This window comes from Rhodoplanes roseus, from assembly GCF_003258865.1.
Taxonomy (GTDB): domain Bacteria; phylum Pseudomonadota; class Alphaproteobacteria; order Rhizobiales; family Xanthobacteraceae; genus Rhodoplanes; species Rhodoplanes roseus.
The window spans coordinates 1-26307 of sequence record NZ_NPEX01000039.1 but is presented as its reverse complement, the minus strand read 5'-3'; the positions used below and the strand labels follow the sequence as shown (position 1 = coordinate 26307).

25 protein-coding genes and 1 riboswitch are annotated in these 26307 nt (G+C 70.0%); of the genes, 12 read left to right on the top strand and 13 right to left on the bottom strand.

The annotated features are described in order from the left end of the window. Nucleotides 1-88: 88 nt before the first annotated feature. Nucleotides 89-1951 (bottom strand): phosphoenolpyruvate carboxykinase (GTP), encoded by a 1863-nt coding sequence (locus CH341_RS08310; protein WP_111418566.1) that lies wholly within the window; start codon nt 1949-1951, stop codon nt 89-91. 375 nt (nt 1952-2326) lie between these two features. Between CH341_RS08310 and CH341_RS08305 the strand changes: the two genes are divergently transcribed. Next, complete coding sequence (locus CH341_RS08305) at nt 2327-2794, top strand: MarR family winged helix-turn-helix transcriptional regulator (RefSeq protein ID WP_170149528.1); 468 nt, start codon at nt 2327-2329, stop codon at nt 2792-2794. 19 nt (nt 2795-2813) lie between these two features. Here CH341_RS08305 and CH341_RS08300 read toward each other — a convergent pair whose 3' ends face one another. Next, nucleotides 2814-3215, bottom strand: a complete 402-nt coding sequence (locus tag CH341_RS08300; RefSeq protein ID WP_111418564.1) for a tautomerase family protein — start codon at nt 3213-3215, stop codon at nt 2814-2816. A 114-nt stretch (nt 3216-3329) separates the two neighbouring features. On the opposite strand from CH341_RS08300, the gene CH341_RS08295 reads away from it, so the two are divergent. Next, nucleotides 3330-4184 (top strand): LysR family transcriptional regulator, encoded by an 855-nt coding sequence (locus tag CH341_RS08295; protein WP_111418581.1) that lies wholly within the window; start codon nt 3330-3332, stop codon nt 4182-4184. A 226-nt stretch (nt 4185-4410) separates the two neighbouring features. Here CH341_RS08295 and CH341_RS08290 read toward each other — a convergent pair whose 3' ends face one another. Continuing rightward, nucleotides 4411-6531 carry a sodium-translocating pyrophosphatase gene (locus tag CH341_RS08290; RefSeq protein ID WP_111418563.1) on the bottom strand — a complete coding sequence of 707 codons (2121 nt, stop codon included), beginning with the start codon at nt 6529-6531 and terminating at the stop codon, nt 4411-4413. Nucleotides 6532-6695: 164 nt separating this feature from the next. After that, nucleotides 6696-7928, bottom strand: coding sequence for an MFS transporter (locus CH341_RS08285; protein ID WP_111418562.1), 1233 nt, complete (start codon nt 7926-7928; stop codon nt 6696-6698). Nucleotides 7929-8248: 320 nt separating this feature from the next. Between CH341_RS08285 and CH341_RS08280 the strand changes: the two genes are divergently transcribed. Genes CH341_RS08280 through CH341_RS08265 form a run of 4 tightly spaced genes read left to right on the top strand, consistent with a single transcriptional unit; the run spans nt 8249 to nt 12379 of the window. After that, on the top strand, nt 8249-9280 hold the full coding sequence (locus tag CH341_RS08280) for a 2-keto-3-deoxygluconate permease (RefSeq protein WP_111418561.1): 1032 nt from the start codon (nt 8249-8251) through the stop codon (nt 9278-9280). A gap of 1 nt (nt 9281) precedes the next feature. Further along, complete coding sequence (locus tag CH341_RS08275; protein ID WP_111418560.1) at nt 9282-10541, top strand: four-carbon acid sugar kinase family protein; 1260 nt, start codon at nt 9282-9284, stop codon at nt 10539-10541. Between the two features lie 4 nt (nt 10542-10545). After that, nucleotides 10546-11538: a 4-hydroxythreonine-4-phosphate dehydrogenase PdxA gene (gene pdxA, locus CH341_RS08270; RefSeq protein ID WP_111418559.1), complete on the top strand. Its 993-nt coding sequence runs from the start codon at nt 10546-10548 to the stop codon at nt 11536-11538. 31 nt (nt 11539-11569) lie between these two features. After that, on the top strand, nt 11570-12379 hold the full coding sequence (locus CH341_RS08265) for a DeoR/GlpR family DNA-binding transcription regulator (protein ID WP_111418558.1): 810 nt from the start codon (nt 11570-11572) through the stop codon (nt 12377-12379). A gap of 55 nt (nt 12380-12434) precedes the next feature. Here the strand turns inward: CH341_RS08265 and CH341_RS08260 are convergent, their stop codons facing one another. Genes CH341_RS08260 through CH341_RS08250 form a run of 3 tightly spaced genes read right to left on the bottom strand, consistent with a single transcriptional unit; the run spans nt 12435 to nt 15557 of the window. Then, nucleotides 12435-13769 carry a cation:dicarboxylate symporter family transporter gene (locus CH341_RS08260; protein WP_111418557.1) on the bottom strand — a complete coding sequence of 445 codons (1335 nt, stop codon included), beginning with the start codon at nt 13767-13769 and terminating at the stop codon, nt 12435-12437. A 13-nt stretch (nt 13770-13782) separates the two neighbouring features. Next, a complete protein-coding gene (locus tag CH341_RS08255) occupies nt 13783-14676 on the bottom strand; it encodes a PhnD/SsuA/transferrin family substrate-binding protein (protein ID WP_111418556.1) in 894 nt (297 codons plus the stop codon). Beyond that, nucleotides 14673-15557, bottom strand: a complete 885-nt coding sequence (locus CH341_RS08250) for an amidohydrolase family protein (RefSeq protein ID WP_170149527.1) — start codon at nt 15555-15557, stop codon at nt 14673-14675. The genes CH341_RS08255 and CH341_RS08250 overlap by 4 nt, the downstream gene beginning before the upstream one ends. 210 nt (nt 15558-15767) lie before the next feature. After that, nucleotides 15768-15878, top strand: a riboswitch (SAM-I-IV-variant riboswitch). A gap of 41 nt (nt 15879-15919) precedes the next feature. Here CH341_RS08250 and CH341_RS08245 point away from each other — a divergent pair. Further along, entirely contained in the window at nt 15920-16864 is a 945-nt protein-coding gene (locus CH341_RS08245) for a homoserine O-succinyltransferase (protein ID WP_111418555.1), read from the top strand. A 7-nt stretch (nt 16865-16871) separates the two neighbouring features. On the opposite strand, the gene thiL is transcribed toward CH341_RS08245, so the two are convergent. Together thiL and CH341_RS08235 are read right to left on the bottom strand one after the other, a co-directional pair. Next, nucleotides 16872-17897, bottom strand: coding sequence for a thiamine-phosphate kinase (gene thiL / locus CH341_RS08240; protein ID WP_111418554.1), 1026 nt, complete (start codon nt 17895-17897; stop codon nt 16872-16874). A gap of 58 nt (nt 17898-17955) precedes the next feature. Next, complete coding sequence (locus tag CH341_RS08235; RefSeq protein WP_170149526.1) at nt 17956-19167, bottom strand: GGDEF domain-containing protein; 1212 nt, start codon at nt 19165-19167, stop codon at nt 17956-17958. A gap of 237 nt (nt 19168-19404) precedes the next feature. On the opposite strand from CH341_RS08235, the gene CH341_RS08230 reads away from it, so the two are divergent. Continuing rightward, the gene (locus tag CH341_RS08230; protein WP_111418552.1) at nt 19405-20880 is read left to right on the top strand and encodes a cryptochrome/photolyase family protein; all 1476 of its coding nucleotides are present in this window, start codon (nt 19405-19407) and stop codon (nt 20878-20880) included. Between the two features lie 12 nt (nt 20881-20892). Here CH341_RS08230 and CH341_RS08225 read toward each other — a convergent pair whose 3' ends face one another. Both CH341_RS08225 and CH341_RS08220 read right to left on the bottom strand, forming a co-directional pair. Further along, nucleotides 20893-21594, bottom strand: coding sequence for a class I SAM-dependent methyltransferase (locus CH341_RS08225; protein ID WP_111418551.1), 702 nt, complete (start codon nt 21592-21594; stop codon nt 20893-20895). Next, nucleotides 21584-22048 (bottom strand): Rrf2 family transcriptional regulator, encoded by a 465-nt coding sequence (locus CH341_RS08220; RefSeq protein WP_111418550.1) that lies wholly within the window; start codon nt 22046-22048, stop codon nt 21584-21586. Before CH341_RS08220 ends, CH341_RS08225 begins: the two co-directional genes overlap by 11 nt. Nucleotides 22049-22223: 175 nt before the next feature. Here CH341_RS08220 and CH341_RS08215 point away from each other — a divergent pair, with 175 nt between their 5' ends. After that, nucleotides 22224-23261 (top strand): cysteine synthase A, encoded by a 1038-nt coding sequence (locus tag CH341_RS08215; protein WP_111418549.1) that lies wholly within the window; start codon nt 22224-22226, stop codon nt 23259-23261. Nucleotides 23262-23419: 158 nt separating this feature from the next. Here CH341_RS08215 and CH341_RS08210 read toward each other — a convergent pair whose 3' ends face one another. After that, on the bottom strand, nt 23420-23575 hold the full coding sequence (locus tag CH341_RS08210; RefSeq protein WP_111418548.1) for a DUF3096 domain-containing protein: 156 nt from the start codon (nt 23573-23575) through the stop codon (nt 23420-23422). A 212-nt stretch (nt 23576-23787) separates the two neighbouring features. On the opposite strand from CH341_RS08210, the gene sseA reads away from it, so the two are divergent. The 3 genes from sseA to CH341_RS08195 all read left to right on the top strand — a co-directional run bounded on the left by sseA (nt 23788) and on the right by CH341_RS08195 (nt 25552). Beyond that, nucleotides 23788-24636: a 3-mercaptopyruvate sulfurtransferase gene (gene sseA, locus CH341_RS08205; protein ID WP_111418547.1), complete on the top strand. Its 849-nt coding sequence runs from the start codon at nt 23788-23790 to the stop codon at nt 24634-24636. Between the two features lie 165 nt (nt 24637-24801). Next, entirely contained in the window at nt 24802-25080 is a 279-nt protein-coding gene (locus CH341_RS08200; protein ID WP_245430944.1) for a nucleotidyltransferase family protein, read from the top strand. Next, complete coding sequence (locus tag CH341_RS08195; RefSeq protein WP_111418546.1) at nt 25061-25552, top strand: ribonuclease toxin HepT-like protein; 492 nt, start codon at nt 25061-25063, stop codon at nt 25550-25552. Before CH341_RS08200 ends, CH341_RS08195 begins: the two co-directional genes overlap by 20 nt. Before the next feature lie 17 nt (nt 25553-25569). Here the strand turns inward: CH341_RS08195 and CH341_RS08190 are convergent, their stop codons facing one another. After that, complete coding sequence (locus tag CH341_RS08190; RefSeq protein WP_111418576.1) at nt 25570-26292, bottom strand: amino acid ABC transporter ATP-binding protein; 723 nt, start codon at nt 26290-26292, stop codon at nt 25570-25572. Between the last annotated feature and the right edge of the window lie 15 nt (nt 26293-26307).

Below are 26307 nucleotides of genomic sequence, written 5' to 3'. Positions count from 1 at the left end.
CCTCTCTCGTCGCCGGGCCCGAGACCGCGACAAGGACGCCCCGCGGCGCACGCCGCGGGGCGTCGTCGCATGATCGTTCGGCCGCGGCTCAGACCTCCGGCCGGACCACGTCCTCGTGCGCCAGCTCCCAGCGATCGGGCGAACGCCACAGTCGCGATCGCAGCAGCTCACGTTCGAAGATGAACTCCTTCGGCAGCCGGTCGAAGAACCTGTCGAACTGCTCCTCGTGGGCGTGCGCTTCCTTGGCGCCCTCCTCGCGGCCGACCGCCATCAGCGCGTAGAAGGTGTCGGCCGGATAATCGAGGCCCTTCCATTCGAGGTCCTCGTGCCGCGGCATCCAGCCGATCGGGCTCTCCACCGCGTAGCCGCGGCCGTGCAGGCGATCGACGATCCATTTCAGCACCCGCATGTTCTCGCCGAAGCCCGGCCACAGGAACTTGCCGTTCTCGTCCTTGCGGAACCAGTTGACCCGGAAGATGCGCGGCGGGTTCGGCACCTTGCGCCCGACATTGAGCCAGTGGCCGAAATAGTCGGCCATGTTGTACCCGCAGAACGGCAGCATCGCCATCGGATCGCGCCGCATGGCCGCCTGGCCGATCGCCGCGGCGGTGGCCTCCGAGCCCATGGTGGCCGCGAGATAGACGCCGTGACTCCAGTTGAACGCCTGGAACACCAGCGGCATCTCCTTGCTCATGCGGCCGCCGAAGACGAAGCCGCTGATCGGCACGCCGGCCGGGTCCTCCCAAGCCGGATCGATCGACGGGCACTGGCCGGCCGGTGCCGTGAAACGCGCGTTCGGATGCGCGGCGGGGCGGCCGCAGCCCGGCGTCCAGTCCTCGCCCTTCCAGTCGATCAGATGGGCCGGCGGCTGGTCGGTCATGCCCTCCCACCAGACGTCGCCGTCGTCGGTGAGCGCGCAGTTGGTGAAGATCGTGTTCTTCTCGATCGTCTTCATCGCGTTCGGGTTCGACTTGGTGTTGGTTCCCGGCGCGACGCCGAAGAACCCCGATTCCGGATTGATCGCCCGCAGCGTGCCGTCCGGACCCTTCTTGATCCAGGCGATGTCGTCACCGACGGTCAGCACCTTCCAGCCGTCGAACTCCTTCGGCGGGACCAGCATGGCGAGGTTGGTCTTGCCGCAGGCGCTCGGGAACGCCGCCCCCAGATAGGTCTTCTCGCCGCTCGGCGCCTGGATGCCCATGATCAGCATGTGCTCGGCGAGCCAGCCCTCGTCGCGCGCCATCACCGACGCGATCCGCAGCGCCAGGCACTTCTTTCCGAGCAGCGCGTTGCCGCCGTATCCGGAACCGTAGGACCAGATCTCGTAGGTCTCCGGGAAATGCACGATGTACTTGCGGTTGATGTCGCCGTCGCACGGCCACGGCACGTCCTGCTGGCCAGGCGCGAGCGGCGCGCCGACCGAATGCATGCACGGGATGAAGCTGCCGTCGGGGCCGAGCGCGTCGAGCACGGCCGTGCCCATGCGGGTCATGATCCGCATGTTGACCACGACATAGGGACTGTCGGTGATCTGTACGCCGACCTTGGCGATCGGCGAGCCGATCGGCCCCATGCTGAACGGGATCACATACATGGCGCGACCGGCCATGCAGCCGTCGAACAGCCCCCGCAGGGTCGCCCGCATCTCCGCCGGCGGCCTCCAGTTGTTGGTCGGACCGGCGTCATCCTTGTTGACGGAGCAGATGAACGTCCGGTCCTCCACCCGGCCCACGTCGGACGGGTGCGAGCGGGCCAGGAACGAGTTCGGCCGCTTCGCGGGGTCGAGGCGGATGAAGGTGCCGGCCGCCACCATCATGTCGCACAGCCGGTCGTACTCCTCCTGCGTGCCGTCCACCCAGACGACCTGATCGGGCTTGCACAGGGCCGCCATCTCGTCGACCCAGGTGCGCAGCTTGACGTTGATCGTCGGGCTGGTCGTGACGGCGTCCATTGATCTCTCCCTTCGAGTTCCCGGCGAGCATCCCGCCGATCGAGCAATCGACGGCATCATGCAGAACGCGAACCCCTTATTCTTTGATTTATGTCTATGACATGCCGCGTTTTAACATGACAATACATTACGATCTCCAAATCGATGGATACCCTTCTGTTGTAATACTTCAATAGTAAAGACCTCCTCTCACCGCTGAAGCAGCAAATCTCGCCTGTATGGACAGACTAACCATTGCGGCAGGCAGGAATTGATCCGCGTCGCAACCGTTGGCTTGCTTACTATATGCTTGGCGAATGCCATCACGAGCCCGCGGCGACTGGTGGATCGGGCCTTGCCGGCCGGAGCCGCGCCGCTGTACTCAGGAACCGACCGATGATCATCCACGAGGACGACAAGGGCCTGGGTTTCCTGCTCGGCGACGCCGCACGGTTGCTCCGTAAGGTGATCGACCGCCGGCTGCAGCCGTTCGGCCTGACGCGCGCGCAATGGGCCGTGCTGGCGATGCTCGCCAGCCGGGACGGCCTGTCGCAGTCGGAACTGGCCGACGAGCTGGAGATCGAGAAATCGACCGTCGGCCGGCTGATCGATCATGTCGAGGCGAGCGGTCTGGTCGAACGCCGACCGATGGCGAACGACCGCCGCTTCTGGCACGTGCATCTGACCGAGCAGGCCCGGCCCTTGATCACCCAGGTGACCGAAGTCATCCTCGCGACCCGGACCGAGATGCTCAAGGGGCTCACGGCCGAACAACAGGGCAGGCTTGGTGACGGCCTCGCCGTGGTGAAGTCGAATCTCTCCGCCGCCCTGGAGGCGGCGACGCAGCTCCCCAGACCGAGCTGACGAACGCTGCGCCCCCGGATCACGACTCCTGCGGGACCGGGTCGGCGTATTGCGCGTCGCCGTAGCCGAACGACCAGTTCTCCTTCACCACCTCGACCAGGTTGATGAACACGTCCTCGGGCCGCACGCCCGGGCTCTCCCCCAGGAGCTCGACGATCCGCCGGAACAGCGCCTGCTTCTGGGCGAAGCTGCGGGTGTTGCTGACGGTGAGCTGGATGATCACGAGGTCGTCGCTGCGGTGGATCCCGAAATAGTCGGGGCCGTAATCGAAGTCCTCGGGGTCGTGCTCGCTCACCAGCATGAAGCGGTCGCCCTCCGGGACCGTGTAGGTCTCGCGCATGGCGGCGTAGAGACCGTCGCGGATCGCCTTGCGATAGGCGGCGGGCTTGCCCTTGCGAAGCGAGATGCGGGTCAGCGGCATGGTCGTGTCTCCGTGTTCAGGACCGCCCGGACGAGCGGGTGACAGGAGGCTATCGCCGCGTGTATGATTTTGGAACGGAATGCATCAGCATTTCTATGATTACGGACTGCAATGATGACCGCCGCCCCGCTCGACATCGACACGATCCGCACCTTCGTGCTGATCGCCGACCTCAAGAGCTTCACCCGCGCGGCCGAGGCGCTGGACACGACCCAATCGGCCGTCAGCCTCAAGCTCAAGCGGCTAGAGGAGCGGCTCGGCCGCCGCCTGGTCGAGCGCACGCCGCGGCTGGTGCGGCTCTCGGCCGACGGACAGGCGTTCCTGGAGCCGGCCCGCAATCTCGTCGCCGCCCACGAGACGGCGGTCGGCGCCTTCGCGCCGGCGGCACGACGCCTGGTGATCGGCATCAGCCATCACGTGATCGGTGCCGAGCTGCCGCGGCTGCTCCGCCGCCTCGGAGAGACGGCGCCCGGCGTGGTCCTGGAGATGCGCATCGCCTCCTCGACCGACGTGCTGGTGGAGCTCGATCGCGGAATCGTCGACGCGGCCGTGGTGCTGCAGCACGACGACGGCCGCCGCGGCGGCGAGATCCTGCTCGAGGATGAATTCGGCTGGATCGGCGCGCCGGATTTCGTCCGCCGGCCCGGCGAGCCGCTGCGGCTCGCCGCCCAGGCGGAGCCGTGCAGCGTGCGGGTGATGGCGGTCCGGGCGCTGACCGAGGCCGGCATCCCCTGGACCGAGGTGTTCGTCGGCGGCGGCGTCGCGACCATCGGGGCGGCAGTCGCGGCCGGCCTCGCGGTGGCCGCACTCGCCCGCCGCGTCGCGCCGGCCGGCACCATCGACCACGGCCCGGCGCTCGGCCTTCCGAAGCTGCCCCGCCGCAAGGTGGCGCTCCATGCGACCACATCCGACCGCGAGGCGCGCGCCGTCCTGAAACTGCTCGCCGCCGCCTTCCGCGCCACGGCGTAGTTTCGAACGTCACGAACTCCGACCCGTCATGGCCGCGCTTGTCGCGGCTATCCACGTCTCGGATGCCATCGCAAAGCAAGATCGTGGATGGCCGGGACGAGCCCGGCCATGACCAGGAACGCGAGATGCCGCCAGGCCGGACTCATCTGCCGGCGCCCCGCCCCACTAACGAAAAAGCCCCGCGGCTCGCACCGCGGGGCTTCGTCTCGTCGAACCGTATCGCGGCTCAGTGCGCCAGGATGGCCAGGAGCAGCAGCGCCACGATGTTGGTGATCTTGATCATCGGGTTCACGGCGGGACCCGCCGTGTCCTTGTAGGGGTCGCCGACGGTGTCGCCGGTCACCGAAGCCTTGTGGGCCTCGGAGCCCTTGCCGCCGTAGTTGCCGTCCTCGATGTACTTCTTGGCGTTGTCCCAGGCGCCGCCGCCCGACGTCATCGAGATGGCGACGAACAGGCCGGTGACGATCACGCCCAGGAGCATCGCGCCGACCGCCGAGAAGGCCGCCGACTTGCCGGCCGCGCCGCCCCCGGCGATCACGTAGATCGCGAAGTAGACGACGATCGGCGACAGCACCGGCAGCAGCGACGGGATAACCATCTCCTTGATGGCGGCCTTGGTCAGCAGGTCGACGGCGCGGCCGTAGTCGGGCTTCTCGGTGCCCTTCATGATGCCGGGACGCTCGTGGAACTGGCGACGCACCTCCTCGACGATCGCCGAGGCGGCACGGCCGACCGCCATCATGCCCATCGCGCCGAACAGGTACGGCAGCAGGCCGCCGAACAGCAGGCCGACGACGACGTAGGGGTTGGTCAGGGCGAAGTCGAGATTGACGCCGGCGAAGTACGGATGCGTCGCCGAGTTGGCGATGAAGTACTTCAGGTCCTCGTTGTAGGCGGCGAACAGCACCAGGGCGCCGAGGCCGGCGGAGCCGATCGCGTAGCCCTTGGTGACCGCCTTGGTGGTGTTGCCGACCGCGTCGAGCGCATCGGTCGACTTGCGCACCTCCTTGGGCAGGCCCGCCATCTCGGCGATGCCGCCGGCGTTGTCGGTCACCGGGCCGAAGGCGTCGAGCGCGACCACGAAGCCGGCCAGCGCCAGCATGGTGGTGACGCCGATGGCGATGCCGAACAGGCCGGCGAGGCCGTAGGTGATCAGGATGCCGGCGATGATCACGATGGTGGGCATCGCGGTCGACTCGAGCGACACCGCGAGGCCCTGGATGATGTTGGTGCCGTGACCCGTCACCGACGCTTTCGCGATGGTCTGCACCGGGCGGAAGTCGGTGCCGGTGTAGTACTCGGTGATCCACACGATCAGGCCGGTGACGGCCAGGCCGGTGATGCCGCAGAGATAGAGGTGCCAGCCCGAGTAGCCGACGCCCTGCAGCGGGCCGAAGCCGATCAGCAGCGCGACGACGCCGGCGATGCCGACCAGCGACAGGATCGCGGTGGCGATGAAGCCGCGATAGAGGGCGCCCATGATCGACTCGTTCGCCGGCAGCTTCACGAAGAAGGTGCCGATGATCGAGGTGATGATGCACAGGCCGCCGATGCCGAGCGGCAGCGTCATCATCGGCATCAGCAGCGGCGTGCCGCGGAAGAAGATCGCGGCCAGCACCATGGTGGCGACGGTGGTCACCGCATAGGTCTCGAACAGGTCGGCCGCCATGCCGGCGCAGTCGCCGACATTGTCGCCCACGTTGTCGGCGATGGTGGCCGGGTTGCGCGGGTCGTCCTCCGGGATGCCGGCCTCGACCTTGCCGACCATGTCGCCGCCGACGTCCGCACCCTTGGTGAAGATGCCGCCGCCGAGACGGGCGAAGATCGAGATCAGCGAGGCGCCGAAGCCGAGCGCCACCAGCGCGTCGATGACGACGCGGTCACTGGCGGCGAAGTGCATGGTGCCGGTCAGGAAGCCGAAATAGACGGTGACGCCGAGCAGCGCCAGGCCGGCGACCAGCAGGCCCGTGATGGCGCCCGCCTTGAAGGCCATGTCGAGACCGCCGGCCAGCGACGTGATCGCCGCCTGGGCGGTGCGCACATTGGCCCGCACCGAGACGTTCATGCCGATGAAGCCGGCCGCCCCCGACAGGACCGCGCCGATGGCGAAGCCGACCGCGACCAGCCAGCCCAGGAACACGCCCAGAAGCAGGAAGATCACCACCCCGACGATGCCGATGTAAGTGTATTGGCGCTTGAGATAGGCCTGCGCGCCCTCGCGCACGGCGGCTGAAATCTCCTGCATCCGGGCCGAGCCGGCGTCCGCCGCCAACACGGAGCGTACCGCCCAGACGGCGTAGACGATCGAAAACGCCCCGCAAAGGACGATGACCCACAAAGCTGTCATTGAAGACCCTCGATTGTGTCGCTGGCAGAAGAGCCCCGATGGGGGCGCAAGTCACGGCCGACGCCCCATGCCGGCCGCCCGCAATTCCGCGCGGCGGACATTGCCAAAAAGCCTATGGCGACGCAATCGAAACTGCCCGATCCCGGGCGACCGAGCCGGCGCGATCAGGCCTGCGGCGCGGCGCGGAGGCGCCCGGCCAGCACAATCCAGGCGAGCAGCGCGGCGGTCGTCACCACGGCCCCCAGCACCACCTCGGTGACCAGCGGCCAGCCGTGCCGGGCCAGCATGTGGCCCGACGCGAAGGAGCCGATCGCCATCGCGCCGAAGACGAAGAAGTCGTTCACGGCCTGGACCTTGTTGCGCTCCGCCGGGGTGTGGCAGGCGGTCACCAGGGCGGTGGCGCCGACGAAGGCGAAGTTCCAGCCGACCCCGAGCAGGATCAGGGCGAGCCAGAAATGGGCCAGCGACGTGCCGGCCCAGCCGACCGCCCCGGCCGCCGCGGTCAGCGCCAGGCCGGCGGCGATCACCCGGCCGCAGCCGAACCGCGCGATCAGCCCGCCGGTGAAGAAGCTCGGGGCGTACATCGCCATCACGTGCCACTGCAGGCCGAGCGCCGCGTCGGTGACCGAGTGGTTGCACGCGATCATGGCGACCGGCGCCGCCGTCATCATCAGGTTCATGGCGGCGTAGCTGGCGAGGCCGCAGATCACCGCCGTCACCAGCCGCGGCTGGCGGAAGATCACCACCAGCGGGCGCGGCGCCGGGCCGCCGACCCGCGCCGCGCCGCCATGCGGGTCCGGGAAGCGCACCAGGAGCAGCACCAGGGCCGCCACCACGGCCACCACCGACTGCGCCAGGTAGCTGGCGGCGAAGACGTATTGCGGCAGCACGTCCTTGGTGGCGATGATCAGCTGCGGGCCGAACACGCCGGCCATGACGCCGCCGGCCAGCACCCAGGACACCGCCTTGGGCTTGAACGCGTCGCTCGCCGTGTCGGCGGCCGCGAACCGGTAGGACTGGTGGGCGGCCGCATAGAGGCCGCCGCAGAACGTGCCGGCGCAGAACAGCGGAAAGCTCGCCGTGATCACGGCGGTCCCGCACAGCAGGCCGGCGAACAGGCCCAGAAGCGTGCCGATCTCGAAGGCGACGAGCCGTCCGTAGTGCTTGGCGATGGCGCCGACCGGCAGCGTTCCGGTCCACAGGCCGAGCACGAAGGTGCTCACCGGCACGGTGGCGTAGGCCTGGTCCGGCGCCAGCATGGTGCCGACCAGCCCGGCGGTGCCGAACACCACGGCCGTATTCCCCCCGGCCAGCGCCTGGGCGACGGCGAGGACGAGGGCGTTGCGGCGAGCCAGCCGGTCGTCGACTCCGGCAGGCACATCGGTGATCGCGGTCATGGGGGCTCCGGCGCAGGGGGAGGAACAATATTCTCCCGGCCCGGCGCCGGCCAGTATCGATTCTCTCGCCCTGCACAGCTTGTGATCAGCGCCCGCTGCCCGGACCGCAGATGGAACGATTCGCGGCGCGGATCCGCGAGCCATGCATGCGCGTTGGACCTGGCGTTCCGAATATGTCGTAAAACATGCGCAGTTTGATCCGCGACGCTTGATTTTTGCGCGGAGTGCGCAATTGTGACGCGGCTGACGACTTTCTACTGCCGCTTGTTGACACACCCCCGACCAAATCTGCGCGTTTCGGTCATAGAAAGGTTGAGCCCGTGAAACAAATTCCGATCAAGCGTGGCATCGAGCGGGTGCCCGGCGGCATGATGGTCGTTCCCCTGCTGCTCGGCGCCGTCATCGCGACCCTGGCCCCGAACACGCCGAAGTTCTTCGGCTCGTTCACGGGCGCGCTGTTCACCGGCGCCCTCACCATCCTGGCCGTCTTCTACGTGTGCATGGGCGCCAGCATCGACTTCAAGGCGACGCCCTACATCATCAAGAAGGGCGGCACGCTGTTCGCCGTGAAGATCGCCCTGGGCGTCGCGGCCGGCGTGGTGCTCGGGCGCCTGCTCGGCGAGGCGCCGATCGAGGCCGGCATGTTCGCGGGCCTCTCGACGCTCGCCGTCGTGGCGGCGTTCAACGACACCAATGGCGGGCTCTACATGGCCTTGATGGGCCAGTACGGGAAGCCGCGCGACGTCGGCGCCTACACCATCATGTCGCTGGAGTCCGGGCCGTTCCTGACCATGGTGACGCTCGGCGTCGCCGGCCTGTCGGCGTTCCCCTGGCAGACCCTGGTCGGCGGCATCCTGCCGCTCGTGGTCGGCATGATCCTCGGCAATCTCGACCGCGAGATGCGCGACTTTCTCGCCAAGGCCGTGCCGGTGATGATTCCCTTCTTCGCCTTCGCGCTCGGCGCCGGCCTCGATCTGACCAAGGTCTGGCAGGCCGGCCTGCTCGGCCTCGCGCTCGGCGTCGCCGTCGTGGTGATCACCGGCATCCCGCTGTTCTTCGCCGACCGGCTGACCGGCGGTACGGGTGTCGCGGGCGTCGCGGCCGCCTCGACCGCCGGCAATGCGGCCGCCGTGCCGGCCATCATCGCGGCGTCGAACCCGGTCTACACGGAGGCCGCCAAGCACGCGACCATCCTGGTCGCCGCCTGCGTGGTGGTCACCGCCATCCTGGTGCCGCTGGTCACCGCGTGGACGGCCCGCATGGTCGGCGCCCCCGCCGAGCTGCCGGACGAGCACGCGGATCCGGCCGTCGCACCGGCGGCCGTGGGTCCCGCCGCCCACAAGGAGGCGTGACGTGACCGCCGCCGACACCGCCTGGCTCATCCTCGCCGACGATCTCACCGGCGCCGCCGACACGGCGATCGCCTTCGCGCGGCGCGGGCTGGAGACCGTGGTGACCTGGGGCGACGGCGATGTCGGCGACGCCCCGGTGGTCTCGGTCGATGCCGACAGCCGCCGGCTGTCGGCGGCCGACGCCGCCGCCCGCCAGACCGCCGTGCTGGCCGCCCGCGGCCGCCCCGGGCAGCATCTCTACAAGAAGATCGACTCGACACTGCGCGGGCAGCCCGCGGCCGAGACGGCGGCGCTGCTCGCCGCCCTCCGCCGCAACGGCCGCCCGACCATCGCCTTCGTGGCGCCGGCCTTCCCGGCCATGGGCCGCACCACCGAGACCGGCCGCGTCCTGGTCGCCGGCCAGCGGCTCGAAGAGACGCCGCTCTGGGCGCGCGACCACACCTACGAGTCGGGCTACCTGCCGGCCGTGCTGAAGGCCGCCGGCCTGAAGTCCGGCGTCGTGCCGCTCGACCAGCTCCTCCGTGGCGACGGGATGGTGCGGGGCGTGATCACGGCCGCCATCGCCGAGGGCTGCGACGCGGTCGTCTGCGATGCCGCGACCGAGGAGGATCTGGCGCTCGCCGCCCGGGCCGCCCTGCCCCTCGCCGACCGGCTGCTGTTCGTCGGCACCGGCGGACTGGCCGCGGCGCTCGCCCGGCAGGTGGCCCCCGCGGATCCGCCGCCGCCCGCCGTGCCGGCTGTCCAGGGTCCCGTCCTGGTCCTGGTCGGCAGCGTCGCCGAGGCGTCGCGGGCCGCCACCGAGACGCTCTCGGCCTCCGGCCGCGTCACCCCGGTCCTGGTGCCCGAGGCGGTGCTGCGCAACGCCGCCGGCGCCGTCACGGCCGGCCACGAGCTGACTGCCCGCATCGGCGCCGCGCTCGGCGAGGGCGACGTGCTCGTCGTAACCGAGTTCGGTCCCGACAGCGACCTCCGCCAGGGCGGCGACGTGGCGAAGCGGCTCGCCGACCTGGTGGCGCCCGCGACGGCGCATCTCGGCGGCATCGTCGCGACCGGCGGCGACACCGTCTGCGCCCTCCTGGCCCGCATCGGCGTCACCGGCATCCGGCTGCTCGACGAGGTCGAGCCGGGCGTGCCGCTCGGCGTCACGGTCGGATCGGTGGCGCTGCCGATCGCCACCAAGGCCGGCGGCTTCGGCACCGACGCCACGCTGCTCCATTGCCTCGAGCGCCTCCGCTCGGGCGCCGCATCCCAGAGGGACTGACCCCATGCCCGGCCCCGTCATTGCCATCACCATGGGCGACCCCTCCGGGGTCGGCCCGGAGATCGTCGTCAAGGCGCTGGCGCATCCCGACGTCTACGAGATGTGCCGGCCGGTCGTGATCGGCGACGCCGTGCGCCTGCAGGAGGCGGCCGCGATCGTCGGCGCCTCACCGACGATCAACACGATCGAGACGCCGGCCGAGGCCCGCGACACGCTCGGCACGATCGACTGCATCGACCTGAAGGCGGTGCCGCCCGGCCATCCGTTCGGGCAGATGCTCGCCGCCTCGGGCGAGGCCGCCTATCGCTACATCGCCAAGGCGGCCGAGCTCTGCCGCACCGGCGAGACCGACGCGATCTGCACGGCGCCGCTCAACAAGGAGGCGCTGCACGCCGCCGGCCACAAGTTTCCGGGCCACACCGAGCTCCTGGCGCATCTCACCGGCACGCCCGAGGTGTCGATGATGCTGGTCGGCCCGCGCCTGCGGGTGATCCACGTGACCACCCATATCGGTCTCGTCGACGCCGTCGCGAAGATCGAGCCCGGGCTGGTCGAGCGCACCATCTCGCGGGGCCGTGCGACGCTGGTCGCCGCCGGCATGACGCAGCCGCGAATCGGCGTGTGCGCCATCAACCCGCATGCCGGCGAGAACGGCCTGTTCGGTCACGGCGAGGAGGAGGCCAAGATCGTCCCGGCCGTGAAGGCGTGCCGGGACCGCGGCTGGAGCGTCGAAGGCCCGCTGCCCGGTGACACGCTGTTCTTCCGCGCCTACCGGGGCGACTTCGACCTCGTGATCGCGATGTATCACGACCAGGGTCACATCCCGATCAAGGTGATGGGGCTCGAAGCCGGCGTGAACATCACGGTCGGCTTGCCTGTGATCCGCACTTCGGTGGATCATGGTACCGCATTCGACATCGCCGGCCGCGGCATCGCGGACGAGGGCAGCATGATAGAGGCGCTGCGGCAGGCTGCGGAGCTCGCGGTTCGTCGCTGAACGGGAGGGGCTTCGGCCGGTTCGGAACGCCATGCGGAGACGACGCGAACGCGAGCAGCACATTCTCGATCTGATCCGGGCCGGTGAGGAGAACGTGGAAGAGCTGGCCCGCCGGCTCGACGTCTCGCTGTCCACGGTGCGGCGCGACCTGCATCGGCTGTCCAGCTCGGGTGCGGTGACGCGCACCTATGGCGGCGCGATCCTGTCCCGGCCGGCACCGGAGGCGACGCTGTCCAGCCGCGAGCACATCAACCTGCAGGCCAAGCAGGCGATCGCCGCCGCGGCGGCGCGGCTGGTCGAGGACGGCGACAGCGTGCTGCTCGACGTCGGCTCGACCGTCGAGGCGCTCGGCCTGCGGCTGAAGGACCGCCGGCTGTCGATCGTCACCAACAATCTGGCGCTGCTGCCGGTGTTCGCGATCTCCGACGAGATCGCCCTCACCGTGCTGGGCGGCAATGTGCGGTCGATCAGCATGGGCACGTTCGGCCCGCTGGCGGAGCTGGCGGTGCGCCGCCTGACCGCCGACAAGCTGTTTCTCGGCGCCGACGGCGTCGTCGCCGGCCGCGGCCTGTGCGAGGCGACGCAGGAGCAGGTCGCGCTCAAGGAGGCGATGGTGCAGCAGGCCGCCTCGGTGTTCCTGCTCGCCGACGCCTCCAAGCTCGGCAGCGCCCACCAGCCGGCCTGGCTGCCGCTCAACCGCCCGTGGACCCTGGTGACCGACTCCGGCGCCACCGAGGAGCAACTCCAGCCCTTCCGCGAGCTGCCCGGCGTCACCGTGGTGGTCGCCTCCAGCGAGCTCCCGGCCCGCGTCCCGGCCGGCCTCGAGGACGCGCTGGACTGACGCGAACGGGCGAAGCGGACCTGCCGCCTCGCCCGCTTCCGCTCGTCCGATCCGCTCAGGCGGCGGCCGACTCCGTCACCGGCTCCATCGTCTCGCCGTCGAGCGCCCGCGTGAGCGCGGCCTGGTCGAGGGCGTTCTCCCAGCGGCACACCACCAGGGTCGCCAGTGCATTGCCCAGGATGTTGACGGCGACGAAGGCCGACGACATCAGCCGATGGACGCCGAGGATGATGCCGACCGCCGCGACCGGCACGGTGCCGGTGGCGGCGAGCGTCGAGACCAGCACGACGATGGCCGACCCCGCCACTCCGGCGCCGCCCTTCGAGGTGACCAGCAGGATGCCGAGCAGCCCGAGCTGCTGCCAGATCGACAGATCGATCCCCACCGCCTGGGCCAGGAACACCGACGCCGCCGCGAAGTACAGGCAGGTGCCGTCGTGGTTGAAGGCGTAGCCGGTCGGCAGCACCAGGCCGACGATCGCCTCGTCGCAGCCGGCCCGCTGCAGCTTCTCGACGAGCTGCGGGAACACCGACTCCGACGACGAGGTGCCGATCACGATCAGCAGCTCGGTGCGGATGTAGCGGGCGAGCTTCCACAGCGAGATGCCGCTGAAACGCGCGATCGGCCACAGCACGCAGACGATGAACAAGAGGCAGGTGAGATAGAACTCGACCACCATGGCGCCGAGCGACACCAGCGAGGCGATGCCGAACTTGCCGACCGTGAAGCCGATCGCCCCCATCGCGCCGATCGGCGCCAGCCACATGACGTAGCCGATGATCTTGAACACGGTCCGCTTGGTGATGTCGATCATCTCGATCATCGGATCGGCCCGCCGGCCGAGCGCCAGCAGGCCGAAGGCGAACAGCACCGAGGTGAACACCACCTGCAGCACGTTGCCCTCGGTGAAGGCCGAGACGGCGGTGTGCGGCACGATGCCGAGCAGGAACCCGTTGGCCGTGATCTTGTGCGCGGTCGCCAGATACGGGTCGAGCCCGGCGCCCGAGATCGAGTGCAGGTCGAGGTTCATGCCGCGGCCCGGGCCGAGCACGTTGATCATGAACAGCCCGATCACCAGCGCGAACGTGGTCACGACCTCGAAATAGATCAGCGCCCGGATCGCCACCCGGCCCACCTTCTTGGCCTCGCGCACCGTCGCGATGCCGTGCACCACGGCGCAGAAGATGATCAGCCCCACGAACATGGCGATCAGCCTGATGAACAGGTCGCCCAGCGTCCGCATGAAGTCCGCCGATTGCGGCCACAGCCATCCGATCAGCGCCCCGGCCGCCATGCCGGCGAACACCTGCACCGACATGTCCTTGTAGAAGGGCTTGCGCCCGGCCTTGCCGCGCGGTCGCTCGACCGCCGACGTCGTCACTGCCGTCATGATCGCCTCCCGGTCAGCGGACCGCCGCCGCGCCGAGCAGCGCGGCGGCGTCGGCGAACAGCGCGTCGACCGTGACGTCGCGCGCCAGCAGGCTCTGCTGGCGACAGAACCGCAGCACCGTCTCGACGCCCGGCCGGATCGCTTCGATCCCGATCGGCGTCATGTCCGGTCCCGAGGCGGCCGGTGCCGGCCGCACCGCCTTCAGCAGCGCCCACGCGTCGCGCAGGACCGCGGGATCGCGCTCCGCCACCGCCCGGCTCACCACCATCACGTGGTTGATCGGAAGCACGGCGTGCCTCGCGTACCAGGCGCGGGCGGCCGCGTCGGGGTCCGGGAACACCGGCACGAAGGCCGGGTCGTCCGGCAGGTCGTTGCCCAGGATGGCCGCGTCGACCTCGCCGTCGCGCAGCAGATCGACGAGCTTGCGCCCCGCCGCGGTGCGCTCGACCCAGGCCGGGTCGTCGCACTCGGCGACATGCGCGCCCTCCTGGGTCACCCAGCGGACCGAGGCCGGATCGACGCCATGGTCGTTCTGCAGGATGCCGCGGATCCACATGCCGGTGGTCTGGCTGTAGGCCCGCACGGCGATGCGCCGCCCGGCGAGAGTCTCCAGGGTGGCGGGCGCGTCGCGCCGGGTGATCAGGCAGCGATGCTGGAAGCGCGACGCCAGCACGACCGGCAGCAGCACCACCGGCTTGCCGGCCGCGAAGGCCTGCACGGCGGTGACCACGGCGAGCTCGCTCAGGTCGAATTTCTGCTCGCGGACCATCGGCGCGAAGGCACGATGGATCGGCGACACCTCGGCGAAGGACAGCGTGAAGGTCTCGGCAACGGCAGCCGGGCCGGACAGCGCGGCGCGCCACGGCTTCGCGCCGAGCGCGATGGTCAATGCGATCGGGGTCGTCATGCCGTCACCTCCGTGCGATCGGCGAGAACCGGATAGAGGCGCTGCGCCGTTCCGGCGAAGATTTGGGCGCGGTCGGCCGCGCTCAGGCAGGCCAGCGCCCGCTTCGCCGCGTCGACGAGCCGCGCCATCGGCCCGGCATGCGCCGGGAAATTGGAGCCCCAGGCGATCCGGTCGGCCCCGAAGGCGGCGACCAGGCGCGGGAAGAAGGCCTCGGGGGTCGAGCCGCCTTCGGCCGACTGCTCGACCGTCCGGCTGGTCAGCTTGAGGAAGAGGTTCGGCCGGTCGGCCAGCGCGAACAGCCAGGCGGCCGCCGCATAGGGCGGTCCGTCGGACAGCACCACGCGGGCCAGATGGTCGAGAACGATCGGCACCGTGCGGAAGCGGTCGAGCAGCGTCGTCAGGTCGGCGAGCCCCTCGGGGCGCATCTGCAGGCACACCGGCACGCCGAGCGCCTCGGCCCGCTCCCACACCGGGAAGGTGCGCGGATCGGCGAGCCACGAGGCCTGACCGGGGCTGGTGCTGCCGGTGGTGAACAGGCGCAGCCCGGTGAGCCCGGCCGCATGCCAGCGATCGAAGGTCGCCACCGCGTCGGGCGCGAACATGTCGATCGAGAACACGCCGGTGAAGCGGTCCGGATGGGCCGCGACCGCCTCGGCCAGGTAGCCGTTGTCGCAGCCGTAGGCGGTCGAGGCCTGGACGACCGCGGCCTTGGCGACGCCGGCCGCGTCCATCGCGGCGATCAGGTCCGCCGCGCTCGTCGGCCGTTTGCGCGACCAGTCGGACTGCGTCCCGCCGAGCGGCGCGAGGGGGTGTCGCACCGTGTCCGGGGAGATCACATGGGTGTGGATATCGATAATGCTTTTTATGTCGGTGGCAGGCATGCCGGCCTCTCGTCAGTCAGCCGGGGGTGCGCGCATCATCCACACTCCCCTGCGCTTTGCGGCATTCGAAGGCCGCCTGTCGCCATGCATTTTCGCTAAGTCGATTTTATCGAGGTACCGTTGGGGCGAGCTTGCCGGACGATACGTCCGCAGCGTCGGCCGGCACGCGCGAACCGGCATTGCCGCCCCGCCACGATTTCCGTAAGGTCCGTCCTGCATCAAGAGTTGGGGCGACGCCCAACGCCAACCTGCCGACCGGGCAAGGTGGCACTCCCTCGAACGGGGGAGGATGTGGCCGAGCCGGCAACCAAACGGGTCCAAGCCACCGCGTCCGTCCCTGAAAACCGGAGACGGACGAGATCATGCCGATCACGATTCCCGACAGCCTGCCGGCCCGCCGCACACTCGAGGCGGAGGGCATCATGGTCATGCGCGAGACCGACGCGGTCCGGCAGGACATCCGTCCGCTGCGCATCGGGCTGCTCAACCTCATGCCCAACAAGATCCGCACCGAGACCCAGTTCGCCAGGCTGATCGGCGCGACGCCCCTGCAGGTCGAGCTGACACTGGTGAAGATCACGGACCACGTCTCGCGGCACGCCACGGCGGATCACATGGCGACATTCTACCGGGCCTGGGAGGATGTGCGGGCGGAGCGGTTCGACGGCTTCGTCATCACCGGGGCGCCGGTCGAGCTGCTGCCGTTCGAGCAGATCACCTATTGGGACGAGCTGCGCCGGATCTTCGACTGGATCCAGTCTCACGTGCACGGCTGCCTCACCGTCTGCTGGGCCGCGCAGGCGGCGGTTCATCATTTCCACGGCATGCCGAAATACGAGTTGCCGCAAAAGGCCTTCGGCGTCGTGCGCCAGCGCGTGCTGGCGCCGGGCTCCCCCTATCTGAGGGGCTTCTCGGACACCTTCTCCACCCCGGTGTCGCGACGGACCGAGGTCCGCCGGGCCGACATCCCGTGCGGGAGCGAGCTCGGCGTGCTGGCCGAAAGCGCAGAGACCGGCCTGTGCCTGCTCGACGACCCGGTGCACCGGACCGTGCACATCTTCGACCATCTCGAATACGACACGACCTCGCTCGCCGAGGAGTATGCCCGCGACCTCGCCGCCGGCGAGAGAGTGGCGATTCCGAAGAACTACTTCCCGAACGACGATCCGGCGCGGCCGCCCGAGAACACGTGGCGAAGCCACGCCCATCTGCTGGTCGGGAACTGGATCAACGCGATCTATCAGACGACGCCGTACGACCTCTCCGAGATCGGCGCGTCGAACCCGGCCGCGCGCCGGCCGGCGTGAGCCGCCGTCAGAAGTGGCTGAAGCTCGCCCGGTCGAGCGCGACCGGGTGGCCGTCGGGGCCGAGGACGCGGGGGGCGCCCTGCCCGACCAGAATCTCGCCGATCTCGGTAGCCGGCACGCCGGCCTGCGCGGCCGCCGCCAGGAACGAAGCGAGCCGCTCGGGCGCAACGGTGCAGAGAATCTCGTAGTCGTCGCCGCCCGCCAGGACGGTGGCGAGCAGCTCGGGCGCCGCCGCGAGCACGCGGCGGGCCGCCTCGGAGAGCGGCAGCCGCGCCGTCTCCACGATCGCCGTGACGCCCGAGACGGCGCACAGCTTGGCGAGGTCGCCGACCAGCCCGTCGGAGACGTCCATACCGGCCGTGGCATGGGTGCGCACCGCCTCGGCCAGCGCATTGCGCGGGCACGGCTCCAGGTAGCGCGACAGGAGATGCGCGCGCTCCGCCTCGGCGAGATCGAAGTCGCCGGCGCCGGCCCGCTCCAGCCGCATCAGCAGGCCGAGCGCCGCATCGCCGATCGTGCCGGTGACGACCAGCCGGTCGCCCGGCCGCGCGCCGCGGCGCTTCACCAGCGTGCCGGTCGGCACCGCCCCGATCACCGTCACCGAGATCATCACGGGCCCGGGCGAGGCGACGGTGTCGCCGCCCAGCAGCGGGCAGCCATAGGCCTTCGCGTCGGCCCCCAACGCCGCCGCGAAGGCGGCGAGCCAAGGATCGTCGACGGTCACGTCGCCGCTCCGCCGCGGCAGCGCCAGCGACAGCAGGAAGCCGAGCGGCCGCGTGCCCTTGGCGGCGAGGTCCGACAGATTGATGCGCAACGCCTTACGGGCGATCGATGCCGGCGGGTCGTCGGCGAAGAAGTGCATGCCGGCGACGATCGCGTCGGTCTCCAGCACCAGCTCGCACCCATCGGGGGGCGTCAGCAGCGCGACGTCATCGGTGAGCCCGAGCGCCCCCGGATGCGTCGCCAGTGGCGCGAAATGCCGCGCGATCAGCCGGTCCTCGCCGGAGCCTGTCGTCTCACGGTCGATGCTCATGGCGCCATCCCGAGTCGGTGCGGACCCAGGATATTGCACCCCGGAACGGTCGGACAACTCACGCCGCGTCGATGGCGTAGTCGCTGCTCGGGGGCGACGAACCCGACTTGCGCTGGTCGAGCGTCGCGATCTCGACGCGGTTGCGGCCGCGTTCCTTGGCGCGGTAGAGCGCCTGGTCGGCGTGGCGCAGCAGCTTCGGCACGTCGAGCACCGGGTCCTCCGACAACACCATGCCGATCGAGACCGTGGCGTTGATGGGCCGCCCCTCGACCAGGCTGGCGCCATCGGCGAAGCGCGAGCGGATGTCCTCGGCCATCAGCAGCGCCCGCTCACGGCCGATGTCGTACAGCACGGCGGCGAACTCCTCGCCGCCGAGGCGGCCGATCACGTCGGACGGCCGGACGGTGCGGCCGGTCGTGTCGGCGAAGACCTCCAGGACCTTGTCGCCGACGGCGTGGCCGAAGCGGTCGTTGATCGACTTGAACTTGTCGAGGTCGGCGAGCAGCACGGCGGTGAGGCGCGGCTCCTCGGCCTGGCGGCGCGCCACCGTCTCGCATTCGTTGAGGAAGCCGCGTCGGTTGGCGATGCCGGTGAGCAGGTCGACCATCGAGGCGGTCTTGTGCCGGTACTCGGTGCGCTCCTTCGCCATCGCCAGCAGGATGAAGGCGATCGAGATGGAGAACAGCAGCGCCTCGGAGCTCAGCACCGTCAGCCACACGCTGCCGAACACCTGGTTGGTCGGCGACCACGGCAGCAGCGCCGAGAGCGGGGTGCGCAGCAGGAACAACGCGCCGTGCGCGAACAGCAGGAACGTCGCCGGCAGCCGCGACACCAGCGGCTCGGCGCGGCCGCGCCAGAACTCGGCCGCGGTGAGCCAGGTATAGGCCGCGATGATGCCGGCGCTGACCAGGGCGCGCAGCTCCATCTTGCCCTGGGTGAAGGCGAAATGGGTGCCGATCAGCCACAGCGCGGCGCCGGCGATCATGGCGAGCGGCAGCGGCCGGCGCCCGTCGAACACGCGCGCCCCCGTCCAGGTCACGGCGAAGGAGGTGAGCAGGATGGCGTTGGCCAGGTCGATGGTGATCATGTCCGGCCAGCTGCCGTACATGCCGAACAGCGTGATGGAGCCGGCCCGCAGCAGATGTGCCCCGCCCCACCACGCGACCGCCTGGATGGCCGAGTTCTGCATCCAGGCGAACAGCAGCAGCAGTCCGAGGATGGCCTCGACATAGATCGTGACGAGAAACAGCGTGTTGACGTCGACGGTCATGGGCCCGGAGTCCGAGTGCAGAACAAAGGTGCGGCCGTCGTTCACGGCTACAGCACCCGGCCCAACAAGTCGTGAAGGTCCGGAATAGTACCGGCCAGTCGGCAGGATACGGTAACCGAACCGTTACATCGGTCGCATGCTGGGGGATCTCTTCGGCGCGCCCGCTCGTATAGGTGTGGACCCTGGCCGCCCTTCGCCTCAGCCGCGCCCCGAGCCGATCCGCAGAGACCGAGCCCCATGAGCCCTTCGTCGTCGTCCCCTTCGTCGTCGTCCCGGTCCGCCACCCCGGTCGTCGTGTGGTTTCGCGACGACCTGCGGGTATCGGACCACCCGGCCCTGTCGGCCGCCGCGGCCTCGGGCCGGCCCGTGGTCGCCGTCTGGGTCCGCGACGAGGAGAGCCCCGGGGTCCGGCCGCCCGGGGCGGCGAGCCGCTGGTGGCTCGCCGGCGCGTTGCGCTCGCTCGCCCATTCGCTCGGGACGCGCGGAGTGACGCTGCTGCTGCGGCACGGGCCGGCCGCCCGGGTGATCCCCGATCTGGTCCGCGAGAGCAGCGCGGCCGAGGTGGTATGGAACCGGCGCTACGCGCCGGCCGAGGCGGTAGTCGACGCCGCCCTCGCGGCCGACCTCGCGTCACAGGGCATCGCGGTGGGCACGTTCCAGGCCGGCCTGCTGGCCGAGCCGGACCAGGTGCGCACCAAGGCCGGCGGGCCGTTCGGCGTGTTCACCCCGTTCCTGCGCGCCCTGCTGGCCCGGCCGGCGCCGCGCCCGCCCCTACCGGCGCCCGGGGCGATGCCGGGCGTCGCGGGACTCCGATCCGAGGCGCTCGACGACTGGGCGCTCGAGCCCCGCGCCCCCGACTGGGCGGCCGGCTTCCCGGCCGTCTGGACCCGTGGCGAGGCCGCCGCGCAGGAGAAGCTCGCCGCCTTCCTGGACCGCGCCCTCGCCGGCTACGCCAGCGACCGCGACCGGCCGGACCGCATCGGGACGTCGCGCCTGTCGCCGCATCTGCGCTTCGGCGAGATCAGCCCGTTCCAGGTGTTTCACGCGGCGCTGGTGGCCCGCGAGGCGGGCCGCGCGACCGCACAGGATGTCGACAAGTTCATCGCCGAGCTGGTGTGGCGCGAGTTCTCGTACCACCTGCTCGCCCACCATCCGCGGCTCGCGACCGAGAACTATCAGCCGCGCTTCGACGCGTTCCCGTGGCGCAGCGATCCGTCTGCCCTGCACGCCTGGCAGCGCGGAAAAACCGGCTACCCGATCGTCGACGCCGGCATGCGCGAGCTGTGGACCACCGGATACATGCACAACCGCGTCCGCATGGTGGTCGCCTCGTTCCTGGTGAAGCATCTGCTGATCGACTGGCGCGAGGGCGAGCGCTGGTTCTGGGACACGCTGGTCGACGCCGATCCGGCCAACAACCCGGCGAGCTGGCAGTGGGTCGCCGGCTCCGGCGCCGATGCGGCCCCGTATTTCCGCATCTTCAATCCGGTGCTGCAGGGAGAAAAATTCGATCCCGACGGCGCCTATGTGAAGCGATGGGTCCCGGAGCTGCGCGGCGTTCCAGCCAAGTTCGTCCACGCGCCGTTCGCTGCGACGCCGGAGCTGAGAACCGCCGGCGTGACGCTCGGGACCGACTATCCCGTGCCGCTGGTCGATCACAAGATCGCCCGCGAGCGGGCGCTCGCGGCGCTGGCCGTGACGAAGCGGCCATGAGCCCAGGCGGCGTCAGGCGTAGGCCACCCAGCCGCGCCACGTGAAGGCCGCGTAGAACAGGTTCACGCCGGAGAAGCCGGCGGCCTTCAGGATGGCCTCGTCCTGCGCCGGATCGAACAGCATCAGAGCGGCCTCGACGACCTTGCGCGCGTTCTCGGTGAGCTCCGGCTCGGCGCCCGCTGCGATCGCGAACGCCGCATAGCGCGACAACCAGAGCGGTCGCTCGGCGGGATTTTGGGGAAAGCTGGAGTGAGCGGCGACGAACGGCGCCCCCGGCGTCAGCCGCCGCCGGATCTCGCCGAGCGTGCGGCGGCGCTCGTCGGCGTCGAGGAAATGCAGCGTCAGCAGGCAGGTCGCGGCGTCGAACGGCCCCTCCGGCGCGGCGTCGATGTATCCCTGGACGAGCTGCACCCGCGCCGCGAGCGGTCCGAGCGTGCGCTCGGCCAGCCGCAGCATCTCGGCGGCCGGATCGACGCCGACGAAGCGCCACGCCGGATGGGCCTCCGCCATCGCCTTCAGCTCGAGCCCGCCGCCGGCGCCGAGCACCAGCACGGTCGCGTCGCGGGGGGCCCGCTCGGCCAGGAGAACCCCGGTCATGCGGTGGAGATCGCCATAGCCGGGCACGAAGCGGGTGGGTCCCTCCATGTAGCGGGCGACCTTCTCGGGATCCTCGAAGGCGGCGAGGACGTCGGCCGGGGCCGGTTCAAGTGACATCCGGACTCTCCGTTGTGTGGGCGCCACTGCAACGACCGAGGCGCCCGTGGACGTCGGCGCTCAACGCCGCGAGCGTGATCTCGCCGAGCCGCGCCAGCAGCAGCGCCTCGGCGTCGTGGAGAACCCGGTCGAGGGCGCCATTGACGGCCTGCTCGACCAGGCAGGCGGGCGCCTCGGCACGGTTGCCGATGGCGAACAGCGACGGACGACCGAGCGCCTCGTAGACGTCGCGCAGCGTGACGGCGGAAAGGTCCCGCGCCAGCGTCCAGCCGCCGCCGTGCCCCTTGCCGGACCGCACCAGCCCACGCTCTCGCAGGCCGGCCATGATCCGCCGGATCACCACCGGGTTGGTCTGCATGGCCTTGGCCAGGACCTCGGAGGTCACCGGACCGCGCTGCTCCGCCATGTGCAGCAGCACATGGAGAACCCCCGAAAGGCGCCCGTCACGTCTCATGTAACTTCGTATATTGCGAGAGTCGGCGCCCGTCAATGCGCGATCCGATCGCGGCGGAGACGAGGATTGCCCGGACGACCCGAAATAGGGTCAGCTTTTCTCCAGACCCCCGGTGCTCCGGCGGGCTAAAAACCTGCTTCAGAACGGAGAGCCCGCCTTGCCGAACGGAGACAGCATGCAGATACGCGAAGACGTGACGCGCGCGATCGGCAACACGCCGCTGATCAAGCTGAAGCGCGCGTCGCAGCAGACCGGCTGCACGATTTTGGGAAAAGCCGAGTTCATGAACCCGGGCCAGTCCGTGAAGGACCGCGCCGCGCTGTTCATCATCGAGGACGCGATCGCGCGCGGCACCCTGAAGCCGGGCGGCGTCATCGTCGAGGGCACGGCCGGCAACACCGGCATCGGCCTCGCCATGGTGGCCGACGCGCTCGGCTTCCGCACCGTCATCGTGATTCCGGAGACGCAGAGCCAGGAGAAGAAGGACACGCTGCGCGCCTTCGGGGCCGAGCTGGTCGAGGTGCCGGCCGTGCCCTACGCCAACCCGAACAACTACGTGAAGATCTCCGGCCGGCTCGCCGCCGAGCTGGCGGCGACCGAGCCGAACGGCGCGATCTGGGCCAACCAGTTCGACAACGTCGCCAACCGCGAGGGCCACATCCGCACCACCGGTCCGGAGATCTGGGAGCAGACGGGCGGCCGCATCGACGGCTTCGTCAGCGCGGTCGGCACCGGCGGCACGCTGGCCGGCGTCGGCATGGCGCTGAAGGCGAAGAGCCGGGACGTCAAGATCGCGCTCGCCGATCCGCGCGGGGCCGCGCTGTACTCCTACTACACGACCGGGGTGCTGAAGGCGGAGGGCTCGTCGATCACCGAGGGGATCGGCCAGGGTCGCATCACCAGGAATCTCGAGGACGCGCCGATCGACCTCGCCTTCCAGATTCCCGACCAGGAGGCGATCCCACTGCTGTTCGACCTGATCAAGGACGAGGGCCTGTGCCTCGGCGGCTCGTCCGGCGTCAACATCGCCGGTGCGATCCGGCTCGCCCGGGAGCTCGGGCCCGGCAAGACCATCGTGACGATCCTGTGCGACTCCGGCACCCGCTATCAGTCGCGCCTGTTCGATCCGGAGTTTTTGCGCAGCAAGAGCATCCCGGTCCCGGAGTGGCTGATCCGCCCGTCGCGCATCACGGTGCCGTTCATCAACGCGTGAAAGGCGAACCAGCACATTTCGCTCGCTCCTCATGGTGAGGAGCGCTCCGTCAGGAGCGCGTCTCGAACCATGAGGCCACCCCCGCCCTTCGAGACGCGGCCTTCGGCCGCTTCTCAGGACGAGGCCGGATAGAGACTCGAAGGCGGGACAAGTCCGCCTCACCGGATGAAGTGATAGATCGCGTTGAGCCCGACCAGGCCGATGATGATCAGGTAGATCGCGACGATGAAGTTCAACAGTCGCGGCATGATCAGGATGAGGATGCCGGCCAGCAGGGCGACGAACGGAGAGATATGGGCGGCCGTGAAGGTCATGATGGGCTCCGAAGCAGGATCGGTGGAGGACGTGCGGGGGTGCCGTCCCGACAACGCGATACCACCGACCGTGTTCATTCGATTCTGCATAAATTGAGGCCGGCCTCGTCCCGTCCGCGACGACGGCGATTTGATGCGGCGCCGGCGCGGGGGTATGACGGAGCCGCGCCGATCGCCGATCGGTGCGGCCTGCCCGCAGGATCACCACCGCCATGACCGACCGTTCCCCGCTCGTCTCCACCGCCTGGCTCGCCCAAAAGCTCGGCGCGCCCGATCTCGTGGTGCTCGACGCGTCCTACTATCTGCCGACCCAGAACCGCGACGCCGAGGCCGAGTATCTGGCCGGCCACGTGCCGGGCGCGCTGCGCTTCGACATCAACGCCGTCGCCGACCGGACGACGTCCCTGCCCCACATGTTGCCGACGGCGGACGAGTTCGCGACGGCCGTCGGCGCCATGGGCATCTCCGAGCGCGACACCATCGTCGTGTACGACGGCATCGGCCTGTTCTCGGCCCCCCGCGTCTGGTGGACGTTCCGGCTGTTCGGCGCCGAGAACGTGTTCGTGCTCGAGGGCGGCTTGCCGCGCTGGCTGGCCGAGGCCCGGCCGGTGGAGCAAGGCCCGGTGTCGCGTCCGGCCAGGACCTTCGCGGTGAAGACCCCGCCCGACCTCGTCGCCGACGTCGCCCGCGTGCAGAAGACCCTGGCCGAGAACAGCGCCCAGGTGGTCGACGCCCGCGCCGCCGATCGCTTCACCGGCGAGGCGCCGGAGCCGCGCAAGGGCCTGCCGTCCGGCCACATCCCGGGCTCGCTCAACGTGCCGCACGCCGCCCTGGTGCGCGACGGCACGCTGCGGCCCGCCGACGAGCTGCGCGCCGCCTTCGCGGCCGGCGGCGTCGACCTGGAAAAGCCGGTGCTGACCACCTGCGGCTCCGGCGTCTCGGCCGCCGTGCTGTGGATCGCCCTCCACACGCTGGGCCGCGACCCGGTCGCCCTCTACGACGGCTCCTGGACCGAATGGGCCGGCCGCGGCGACCTGCCGATCGCGACCGGGAGGGAGTGAGCGCGGCGACGGCACGCCCGGGGCGGACCGCACGCCGACGTTGATGTAGAGCGCCGGCACGCTTATATCGTGGCCGTCATGCTCGCCACCCGGAGCGCGATCGTGCGCGCAGAACCAACCCCGCCCGCTGCTCCGGCCAAGGCCGAAACCGCTGTCAGGCGGTCCGTGGCCATCGAGCGGGCGCGCGCCGCCTGCGACATGCTCGCGGCACGCGGCGTGACGGCGAGGGTCATCGGCTCACTCGCCGCCGACCGGTTCGGTCCCGCGTCCGACATCGACCTCCTCGTCACCGCCTGCCCGCCCGACCTGAAATACGCGATCGAGGGCTCGGTGGAGGACTGCCTCGGCGGATTCCGCTTCGACGTGATCTATCTGGACGAGGTTCCGCCCCACAAGGTCGAGCGCCTCATGCGGGACGCGGTCGATGCGCGGGACCTGCGTTGACATCGAGAACGAGCTCGCCGACGTCGCCCGCGAGGTCGGGCTGCTCGAAGCCGGCGTGACGCTGGTCCGCGAGGCCCGCGAAGGAACCGACCCGGCGTGGACCTGGCTGGCCGTCCAGGGCCTCGCGTCAGGGGTGGAGAAAATCTACACGGGCTGCGAGCGCATCATGGGCCTGATCGCGGCCGAGATCGACGGCGCGCGGATCGAGCGCAGCGAAAGCTGGCATGCCTCGCTGCTGAAGCGGATGTCACATCCGTTCCCGGGCGTCCGCGACGCGGTGATCTCCGAGACCTGCTTCGCCGCCCTGGATCGCCTGCGCGCCTTCCGGCATCGCCAGCGCAACTCCTACGGCTTCGTCCTGGATGTCGGGATCGTCCTGGAGCGAGCCACGCAGACGGGGCCTGCCTTCGAGCAGTTTAGGTCCGACGTCACCGCGCTTCTCGATCGCCTCCGAGCCGCCGGGCGAGGCTGATACGCCACCCGCGCACCTCACCCCAAAATCTGCCCGAGGAACAGCTTGGTCCGCTCGTGGCGGGGCGTGGTGAAGAACTCGGCCGGGGTGTTGATCTCGACGATCTGGCCGGCGTCCATGAAGACGACGCGGTCGGCGACCTGGCGGGCGAAGCCCATCTCGTGGGTGACGCACAGCATGGTCATGCCGTCCTGAGCGAGCGACACCATGGTGTCGAGCACTTCCTTGACCATCTCGGGGTCGAGCGCCGAGGTCGGCTCGTCGAACATCATGATCTTCGGGCTCATGCACAGGGCGCGCGCGATGGCGACGCGCTGCTGCTGGCCGCCGGAGAGCTGCGCCGGATACTTGTTGGCCTGCTCCGGGATGCGCACCCGGGCGAGGTAGCGCATGGCGATCTCCTCGGCCTCCTTGCGCGGCATTTTCCGCACATGAATGGGAGCCAATGTGCAGTTCTGAAGAACCGTGAGGTGCGGGAACAGGTTGAACTGCTGGAACACCATGCCGACCTCGCGGCGCACCTCGTCGATGCGCTTGAGATCGTCGGTGACGCTCACCCCGTCGACCACGATGGAGCCGCGCTGGAACGGCTCCAGCGCGTTGATACAGCGGATCAGGGTCGACTTGCCGGAGCCGGACGGCCCGCAGATGACGATGCGCTCGCCGCGCGCCACCGCGAGGTCGACGTCGGCCAGCACCTGGAACTCGCCGAACCACTTGTAGAGGCCGCGGATCTGCACGGCGGGGCCGGCCGC